The organism is Pseudomonas sp. FW305-E2, from assembly GCF_058782925.1.
On sequence record NZ_JBYSYE010000085.1, the window covers coordinates 1 to 8,563 of the forward strand.

The 8,563-nt window shown below is 65.7% G+C and carries 7 protein-coding genes; 1 reads left to right on the top strand and 6 read right to left on the bottom strand.

All coding sequences use genetic code 11. The features are described 5' to 3' along the window. Window positions 1-315 precede the first annotated feature (315 nt). Genes AC3WLP_RS27665 through lexA form a run of 4 tightly spaced genes read right to left on the bottom strand, consistent with a single transcriptional unit; the run spans window position 316 to window position 6,055 of the window. Entirely contained in the window at window positions 316-3,396 is a 3,081-nt protein-coding gene (locus AC3WLP_RS27665) for an error-prone DNA polymerase (protein ID WP_012052391.1), read from the bottom strand. Beyond that, window positions 3,393-4,811: a Y-family DNA polymerase gene (locus tag AC3WLP_RS27670; protein WP_012052392.1), complete on the bottom strand. Its 1,419-nt coding sequence runs from the start codon at window positions 4,809-4,811 to the stop codon at window positions 3,393-3,395. The genes AC3WLP_RS27665 and AC3WLP_RS27670 overlap by 4 nt, the downstream gene beginning before the upstream one ends. Before the next feature lie 6 nt (window positions 4,812-4,817). Further along, the gene (gene imuA / locus AC3WLP_RS27675; RefSeq protein ID WP_004374214.1) at window positions 4,818-5,438 is read right to left on the bottom strand and encodes a translesion DNA synthesis-associated protein ImuA; all 621 of its coding nucleotides are present in this window, start codon (window positions 5,436-5,438) and stop codon (window positions 4,818-4,820) included. Continuing rightward, window positions 5,438-6,055, bottom strand: a complete 618-nt coding sequence (gene lexA, locus AC3WLP_RS27680) for a transcriptional repressor LexA (protein ID WP_012052394.1) — start codon at window positions 6,053-6,055, stop codon at window positions 5,438-5,440. The genes imuA and lexA overlap by 1 nt, the downstream gene beginning before the upstream one ends. A 91-nt stretch (window positions 6,056-6,146) precedes the next feature. Here lexA and AC3WLP_RS27685 point away from each other — a divergent pair, with 91 nt between their 5' ends. After that, entirely contained in the window at window positions 6,147-6,830 is a 684-nt protein-coding gene (locus AC3WLP_RS27685) for an HAD family hydrolase (protein ID WP_088513222.1), read from the top strand. Here the strand turns inward: AC3WLP_RS27685 and AC3WLP_RS27690 are convergent. Beyond that, a complete protein-coding gene (locus AC3WLP_RS27690; RefSeq protein ID WP_088513223.1) occupies window positions 6,827-8,212 on the bottom strand; it encodes an MFS transporter in 1,386 nt (461 codons plus the stop codon). The genes AC3WLP_RS27685 and AC3WLP_RS27690 overlap by 4 nt on opposite strands. Before the next feature lie 44 nt (window positions 8,213-8,256). Then, window positions 8,257-8,563: NIPSNAP family protein (locus AC3WLP_RS27695; RefSeq protein WP_103340340.1), on the bottom strand; the 307-nt coding region annotated here is incomplete at its 5' end.

The following is an 8,563-nucleotide window of genomic DNA, read 5'->3' on the forward strand; positions in this document are numbered from 1 at the left end:
TGCGTCGCGATAGGGCCGCAAAGCGGCCCCAGCAATCTATGCATGATGCCGAGATCCTGGGGCCGCTGCGCGGCCCTATCGCGACACAAGGCCGCTCCCACAGGGGGGGGGGCTCAGGCCTAGTGGCAAACGTGGCCGTCGACCAAGGAATAACGCACCGTGGCCAATGAATGGTTGGGGCAGGCTCAAGGTTGCAGGCGGTCAATGTGGGGCATGCCCGCGAACACCGGCAAGGCCGGTGCCCTGCAACGCGGTGGCTGCTTCGCGGGCTCGCCCGATCCCACAGGGAACCGCGCAAGTACCGAGCGTTGGGGGTCAGTGGAAATCCCGACTGCGCACATCCAGCCCTTGCAGCAGCGGACTCACATCCTCCAACCGCCGCGCAATCAGGTGCCGCACCCCATTCTCCTGCTCCAACCGCCCACTGACCTTGAGCAACTGCGAACCCACCAGCGCCCGTCGCTGCCGTTCGGCCAGTGCACGCCACACCACCACGTTGACCATGCCATGTTCGTCTTCCAAAGTAACGAAGGTCACACCGCTGGCGGTTTGAGGCCGTTGCCGGCCCACCACCAGCCCGGCCACGGCAATGTTGTCGCCATGCTCCACACCCTGCAATTCACTGGAGCTGCGACACCCCAGTGCCCTCAGGCGAGAACGCAACAGCGCCAGTGGATGTGGGCCAAGCGTAGTGCCGAGGGTTTGATAATCGGCCATCAGGTCCTCGCCCACGGTTGGCACGGGCAATTGCACCGGTTCTTCAGGCAAGGCCTGCACATCGGCGAACAACGGCAGCTGCGGCTGCACCGCCGCCACCTGCCAGCGCGCCTGATGCCGATCGCTGGCCAAGGCGCGCAGCGCCCCGCCATCAGCCAGGCGGGCACGGGCCCGTGCGTCCAGGCCGGCGCGCAGGCACAGGTCTTCGACGTTGCGCCACGGCCGCTGCGCCCTCGCCTGCTGCACGCGCCTGGCATCGGTTTCGGCCAGGCCACGTACCAGTCGCAGGCCCATGCGAATGGCCAGGGTGCCTTCAGCATCAGGCTCCAGGGTGCAGTCCCAGTCGCTGTGGCAGACATCAACCGGCCGTACCTCGATACCTTGGCGGCGAGCCTCTTGCAGCAGCTGATCAGGGCTGTAGAAGCCCATCGGCCAACTGTTGACCAACGCACAGGTGAAGATCGCCGGCTCATGGCACTTCAGCCAACTGCTGGCATAGCACAGCAAGGCAAAGCTGGCCGCATGCGACTCAGGGAAGCCATAGCTGCCAAACCCCTTGATCTGCTCGAAGATGCGCTCGGCAAACGCCAGCGTGTAACCATTGCGCAACATGCCCTGCACCAGCCGTTCGCGGTGCGGTTCAAGCCCGCCGTGGCGCTTCCAGGCTGCCATGCTGCGGCGCAACTGGTCGGCCTCGCCCGGGGTATAGTCGGCCGCGACCATCGCCAGCTCCATCACCTGCTCCTGGAACAGCGGCACGCCCAAGGTACGTTCGAACACTTCCTTCAGTTGCGGCGACGGATACGTCACCGGCTCCTGCTTCAGGCGCCGGCGCAGGTACGGGTGGACCATGTCGCCCTGAATCGGCCCTGGGCGGACAATGGCGACCTCGATGACCAGGTCGTAGAACTTTTGGGGCCGCAGCCGCGGCAACATGGCCATTTGCGCGCGTGACTCGATCTGGAACACGCCCATGGTCTCGGCACGGCTGATCATGGCGTAGGTGGCCGGGTCTTCGCTGGGGATGGTCGCCAGGGTCAGGTGCCGGCCACGGTGGTGCTGCAGCAGGTCGAAGCAGCGACGCAAGGCGCTGAGCATGCCCAACGCCAGTACGTCGACCTTGAGCAGGCCAACCATGTCCAGGTCATCCTTGTCCCACTGGATCACCGTACGCTCCGGCATCGCGGCATTCTCCACCGGCACCAGCTGGTCGAGCGGTTGCTGGGAGATGACAAAACCGCCCGGGTGCTGTGACAGGTGTCGAGGGAAGCCGATCAGTTCGCCGGCCAGCACCAGCACCCGCCGCAGCGAAGGGCTGCCCGCTTCGAAACCGGCCTCGGCCAGGCGCTGGTCATCGGGTATGCGATCGCTCCAGCGGCCACAACATTTGGCCAGGGCATCCACCTGGTCGGCAGGTAGCCCGAGCACCCGCGCCACATCCCGCACCGCACCGGCGGCATGGTAGGTGTTGACTACCGCAGTGAGCGCCGCCCGGTGCCGGCCATAGCGACGGAACACATACTGGATCACCTCCTCGCGCCGGTCGTGTTCGAAGTCCACGTCGATGTCCGGCGGCTCGTTGCGCTCGCGCGACAGGAAGCGCTCGAACAGCAGGTGGTGTTTCATGGGGTCAAGCTCGGTGATGCCCAGCACGAAGCACACCACCGAGTTGGCTGCCGACCCCCGGCCCTGGCATAGGATGCGCTGGCTGCGGGCGAAGGCGACAATGTCGTGCACCGTCAGGAAGTAGCTTTCGTAACCCAGCTCTTCGATCAGCCCCAGTTCCTTGGCAAGCACAGCCCGCACTTTGCCACTCGGCCCGCCTGGCCAGCGCAGCGGCATGCCTTGCTCGCACAGTTCGCGCAGCCAGCTTGCCGGGGTATGCCCCTCGGGCACCAGTTCGCGTGGGTACTGGTAGTTCAGTTCGCTCAGGTCAAACTGGCAGCGCCGGGCGATGACCAAGGTCTCGGCCAGCAGGTCGAGCGGATACAACTCGGCCAGTTGCGCCTGGCTGCGCAGGTGCCGTTCGCCATTGGCAAACAGAAAGCGCCCGGCCTCGCTCACCTGGCAATGCTGGCGGATGGCAGTCATGCAGTCCTGCAAGGCACGGCGACCACGCACGTGCATGTGCACGTCGCCACAGGCCACGGCGCGGATACCCACATCAGCCGCCAGTGCCCGCAACCGTTGCAGGCGCATGGCATCGTCACTGCCCCGGTGCAGGTGCACGGCCAGCCACAGGCGCTCAGCGAAGACACTGCGCAGCCACGCGCCGGTAGCGGTATCGCCACTGTCAGCGGCCACCCACAAGGCCAGCAGGCCTTGGTGGTGCAGCAGCAGGTCATCACGAAACAGCTGGTACGCACCCTTCTCTGCCCGCCGCCGGGCACGGGTGATCAGCGCGCACAGGTTCTGGTAGCCGGTCAGGTTCTCGACCAGCAGCACCAGCTTGGGCCCGTCGCACAATTGCACCTCGCTGCCAACGATCAGCCGCAACTGGTGCACCTTGGCTGCCTGCCAGGCGCGCACGATACCGGCCAGCGTGCATTCGTCAGTGATTGCCAAGGCCTGGTAGCCCTGCTCGCGCGCACGCCGGAACAGCTCGTCGGCGCTCGATGCACCGCGCTGGAAGCTGAAGTTGGAAAGGCAATGCAGCTCGGCATAACCCGGGGTGTTCATGCGAACCAACCCTGCAGCCAAAGCGGGCCGGCCTGGCTCAGGTCGCGGTAGGCCCAGCCGCGCAGGCCGTCACGGGTTTCGATGCGGTAGTAGTCGCGACGCACATCGCCGCCATCCCACCAACCTGATTCGATGCGTTCGGCGTAGCCCTGCACCTGGTAGGCGGCGTCATCCAGCGCGATCGGTGCCGACAACAGCCACCCCGGGCGGCTGCCCGGTGCAACCGGCATGTTGCCTTGGGCACCCTGCTCCGCCAACTGCCAGGCGCATTCGGGGCGGTGATCGGCGGCTGCGCCAAGCCCCTTGACGGCCTCATCCCCCAGGCGGGCGCGCAACCGCTCGCGCAATTGCGCCCAGGGTTGCGCCTGTTGCGCCCGCGGGTCGAACAACGCCTGATGCTGTGGCACAAAGGGTGGCAAGTCTTCGGCAACCAGCCGCAGGTTGCGCACCGGTGCGGGTATGCGCAGCGGCTCAAGGCGCCCACGGGCCAGCTCGAACAGCATCGCAGCATCGCGTTCGGCCGCCAGCAAACCCACCTTGAGCAGGGTATCCGGCCCCTCGGCGTGCTCCAGATGCAGGCAGAAGCGCTGCACGCCACAGTCTCGCCCGGCCAGAAATGCAGCAAGGTCGTTGAGCATGCGCCGCAGCGGGAACAACAGCGCCTGGTGCGACTCGACGTCGAAATTGAGTTCCAGCCGGGTTTCGAAACGGTCCGGTGGCTGGTAGAAATCCAGCCCCAGGTTGCGCAGGCCGAGCAACTGGTCGAGGTGCAGCTGCACCTGGGCCGCAAAGCGCCTGGCCAAGGTATCGCGCGGCAAGGCCAATACCTGGCCCAGCTGGTGCAAGCCCATGCGGGCAAACGCTTCGGCCGCCTCTGCCGGCAGGCCGACGCGCGTGATGGGCATGCCAAGCAGCGCCGCTCGGGTGGCGTCGACATCGCCCACGGCCAGGCCATCGTGGCCATTGGCGAGCATGCGAGCAGCCACCGGGTTGCTGGCCAGGACAATGCGTTGACGCAGGCCCAGATCTGCCAGTTCCTGACGCAGACGTGCCTCGAACAAGGGCCAGGGCCCGAACAGTTGCAGGCTGGAGCCCACTTCCAGCAGCAGCGCCCGAGGGTAATGCAGGCTGACCTGGGCACTGAAGCGGTAGGCCCAGGCCGCCAGCAGCTGTTGCACCTGATCGATGCGTTTGGGGTCGGCTTCGACACAGGTGAAGCCATCGGCCAGGGCACGCGCTGCGGTCAGGGTTTGCCCGGCCCGCAGGCCCAGTGCAGCGGCCGCCGGGTTGACTGCCTGCAACACGCGACGCTGGGTCGGCCCGCCAATCAGCACCAAGGGTGTATCAGGGTCGTCACGCTCCCGCAGGACGGTGTCCAGCGCAAGCTGCGGGAGCAGGATGCAGGCCCAGAGCATGGTGCATCAGCCCCGCCCCGGGCAGGGAATAGGCAGCGCTGGAGGCATGCCACCCCGGCTTTTCAGCACGCGCCATTGCGCCGGGCGCGTGTCGACTGCAATGCGCAGCGCTGCGGGTGAAGGGTTGTGCGACGCCTGCTGCGGCCTGCAGGCGAACGCCAGTGCCTGCCCGGTTTCGGCCGCTACCTGCAAGCGCCGCAGGGCGCGGTCATCGGCACGTTCCGGCCAGCACAGCACCGCCGCGCAACTGCCCGAGCGCAGGCACTGTTCGGCAGCCCAGAGGGCATCGGCAGGCTCGGCATCCACCTGTACCAGCCAGCGCAGGTCCACCCCCGCTGCCTGCCAGGCCGGTGCAAAAGGGATGAAGGGTGGAGCCACCAGCACCACTCTGCTGGCTTCTGCACTCAGCCGGGCCAGGGTTGGCCACAGCAACTGCAATTCGCCACAGCCGGGGTTGGCCAGCAACAGCTCGCTCAGTGCTGCCGCCGGCCAGCCACCTTCCGGCAAACGTTCGTCGAGGGCCGCATGGCCGGTGGGCTGCAGCCCGAGTGGCCGCGCCTGGGCCTGCCGGCCGCGCCATACCCGGCGCTGTTCCAGCAGCCTGTCGAGGTCGACCACGGCGCCCATCAGTCGCGCCTCAGCAAGCCGCAGAACACGCCTTCGATGAAAAAGTCCTGTTCGGGCTGCACATCGATCGGCGCATAGGCCGGGTTACGTGGCAACAGCCGGTAAGTGCCGCCTTGGCGTTGCAGGCGTTTGATGGTCACTTCGCCGTCCAGGCGCGCAACCACGATTTGCCCGTCGCGGGCGTCAGCCTGTTGCAGGATGCCGACCAGGTCACCGTCAAAGATGCCGTCGTCGATCATCGAGTCGCCCCGCACCTTCAGCAGGTAGTCGGGGGTACGGCGGAACAGGCTGGGGTCGAGCAGCAACTGCTCGTGGATGTCCAGGTCCGGGCCGATGGGGGCACCCGCCGCCACCTGGCCCAGCACGGGTATTTCGAGGATTTCTGGCCGGCGCAGCGGTTCGGCCAGGCGTATGCCCCGGGCCTGGTTTGGCGTGACATCGATGTAACCGGCCTGGCACAGGGCGGTGATGTGCTTGCGCGCAACGCTGCGCGAGGCAAAACCGAAGCGCGTGGCGATATCGGCCAGGCTCGGCGGCTGACCATGCTCGGCAATGCGCTCACGGATGAATTCGAAAATGGCGCGGCGTTTGGGGGTAAGAGTGTCCATGGAGCACATTTGTACTCTTTTCGGAGCACGCTGAACAGCCCCCTTCGTCGTCAGCTTTGGTTATGATCCCCTGGCTTGTGTTTTTTCATCTGGATATCCCATGCTGACCGCCCTGCTGTTCGACCTTGACGGTACCCTCACCGACACTGACACCCTGCACCTGCAGGCCTTTCGCCAACTGCTGCGCGAACACGACGGCCGCGAGCTGAGCCAGGCGCAGTTCGACGCCCAGGTCAGCGGCCGCGCCAACGGCGAGCTGTTCGCCGAGCTGTTCAGCGGCGCCAGTGTCGAACAGTGCCAGGCATTGGCCGACCGCAAGGAAGCGCTGTTTCGCGCGATGTCGCCGTCGCTTGAGCCAATGCCAGGCCTGTTGCGCCTGCTGGAGCATGCCCAGGCCCATGACATCGGCATGTGCGTGGTGACCAACGCACCGCGGCTGAACGCCGAGCACATGCTGAACGCCATGGGCCTGGGCCAGCACTTTGAACATGTGCTGGTGGCCGAAGAACTGGCACGGCCCAAACCGGACCCGCTGCCCTACCTCACCGGCCTGCAGCGGCTGGGTGTCGAGGCCGGGCAAGCGCTGGCCTTCGAGGACTCATTGCCGGGGACGGCCGCGGCCAGTAGCGCGGGGATCTTTACCGTGGGCGTGGCCACGACGCAGACGCCGGAGCGGTTGCTGGCAGCGGGCGCCAGGCTGGTTGTCGATGATTTCAATGATGCGGCGTTGTGGGCGCTGATCGAGCGTATGGCTTCAGATAGGGGCTGTGTTCCCGAAGGCTAGGGAGTGGGAGCCGAACTTGCTGGCGCTGCAGCCGGGGTGCCGGATGTACAGCCTGGAACGCTAAGCCGTGACGCCGCATTTCGCCCCTGCAGCCATACCGCCAAAGCCGCCAACCCTGCGGGTAGCAACAACGAAGCGAACACCTGGGCAAAACTCCAGCCCAGCGCCAGCATCTGTGCCCCGGCAAAGGCACTGAGAATCGCACCCAGGCGCCCGATGCCGCTCATCCAGCTGGCCCCGGTCGCCCGTGCTTCAGTCGGGTAAAAAGCCGCCGCCAGTGCATTCATCCCAACACTTGCCCCATTAAGGCCAAAGCCTACAGCGCTCGCAACCGCGCACAACCAGGCGAAGTCCGCAGCGACCTGACCAATTGCAAAAATTACCGCACCACTGAACAGGAAGGTCAGTACCAGCACGCGCTGCGCCGGGTAGCGATCCATGGCCCAACCTACCGAAATCGCGCCCAACGGGCCGCCAATCTGGAAACAGGCGGTGACGATGGCCGCTTCGGCCACCGAAAACCCGCCCCCCTCCTTCACCAGCGTCGGCAACCAGCCGCTGAACAGATAGACCAGGAACAGCGCCAGCACGTACCCGCCCCAGAGCATGCAGGTACCAAAGCGATACCGCGCAGAGAGGATGGTGCCGATTGCACCGCCTGCAGCCTGGGCTTTACCGGGCAAGACAAAGGTCGTGTCGGCGTTGACATGCTCAGGTGCCAGGCGACGGACAATGGCCAGAATGCGCTTGCGGTCCGCCCCCTTGCTGACCAGGAACGTCACCGATTCCGGCAGGCGCCAATACAGCAACGGCAGGACCATCAGCGGCAACACCCCACCCAATGCCAAGACACTGCGCCAGCCCAGGTTCGGAATCATCCAGGCGCTGACGAAGCCACCTGCCGCCGCGCCCAGGGAGAACCCGCAGAATGCCAGGGTAATGAGCAGCGAGCGGCTGCGTGCCGGGGCATACTCGCTGACCAGGGTGCTGGCATTGGGCATGGCTGCGCCCAGGCCCAGGCCGGTCAGAAAGCGCAACGCGACCAGGGCTTCCAGGTTGGGTGAAAAGGCCGAGGCCAGTGTCCAGAGGCCGAACAGCAGGACGCTGCACAGCAACACCGCCTTGCGCCCGTAACGGTCCGCCAAGGGGCCGGCAATCAAGGCGCCAAGTGCCAGGCCGATCAACGCGGCGCTCAATACCGGGCCCAGACTTTGCGCATCCAGGCCCCAATCGCTTTTCAATTGCGGGGCAATGAAGCCGATGATGGCGACGTCCAGGCCGTCCAAGGCGATGATGAGAAAGCCGAGGAACACCACCCATTTCTGGTAACGGCCGATGGGTTGCTGGTCGATCAGTTGGCGCACGTCGAGTGTGTTGTTCATAGGTATCACCTGTTGTTGTTTTTATGACGGTGTTTGTCGCAGCCCTAGTGGAAAAGGCTGGGTAAGCGCACAGGCCTTATGATGCGTGTTTCCTGAGCCACTACCAGGTCGCGGGTGGCATGCAGGTACGCGGCAAAGTCCGGGTCGGCATCCCGCGCTGCGCTGCGCTTCTCGAAGTCATCAAGGCTGTCATAGCCCCACAAGTGCACCACCTGGTTCAACGGCCCGATGCTGCTGGTGTAAAACGCCAGGGGTGCACCGAGGTGGCGCAGCAGGATCGGCATCGCCAGCTGGTCGAACGCCTCGAGAAAGGCCGCCATGCCGCGCGGGCGAATGGTGTAGATGCGGTGG

Bases quoted from the DNA above. Each gene is read 5' to 3' on its own strand.
- AC3WLP_RS27665 (WP_012052391.1), bottom strand. From the start codon at position 3,396: ATGAACACCCCGGGTTATGCCGAGCTGCATTGCCTTTCCAACTTCAGC.
- AC3WLP_RS27670 (WP_012052392.1), bottom strand. From the start codon at position 4,811: ATGCTCTGGGCCTGCATCCTGCTCCCGCAGCTTGCGCTGGACACCGTC.
- imuA (WP_004374214.1), bottom strand. From the start codon at position 5,438: ATGGGCGCCGTGGTCGACCTCGACAGGCTGCTGGAACAGCGCCGGGTA.
- lexA (WP_012052394.1), bottom strand. From the start codon at position 6,055: ATGTGCTCCATGGACACTCTTACCCCCAAACGCCGCGCCATTTTCGAA.
- AC3WLP_RS27685 (WP_088513222.1), top strand. From the start codon at position 6,147: ATGCTGACCGCCCTGCTGTTCGACCTTGACGGTACCCTCACCGACACT.
- AC3WLP_RS27690 (WP_088513223.1), bottom strand. From the start codon at position 8,212: ATGAACAACACACTCGACGTGCGCCAACTGATCGACCAGCAACCCATC.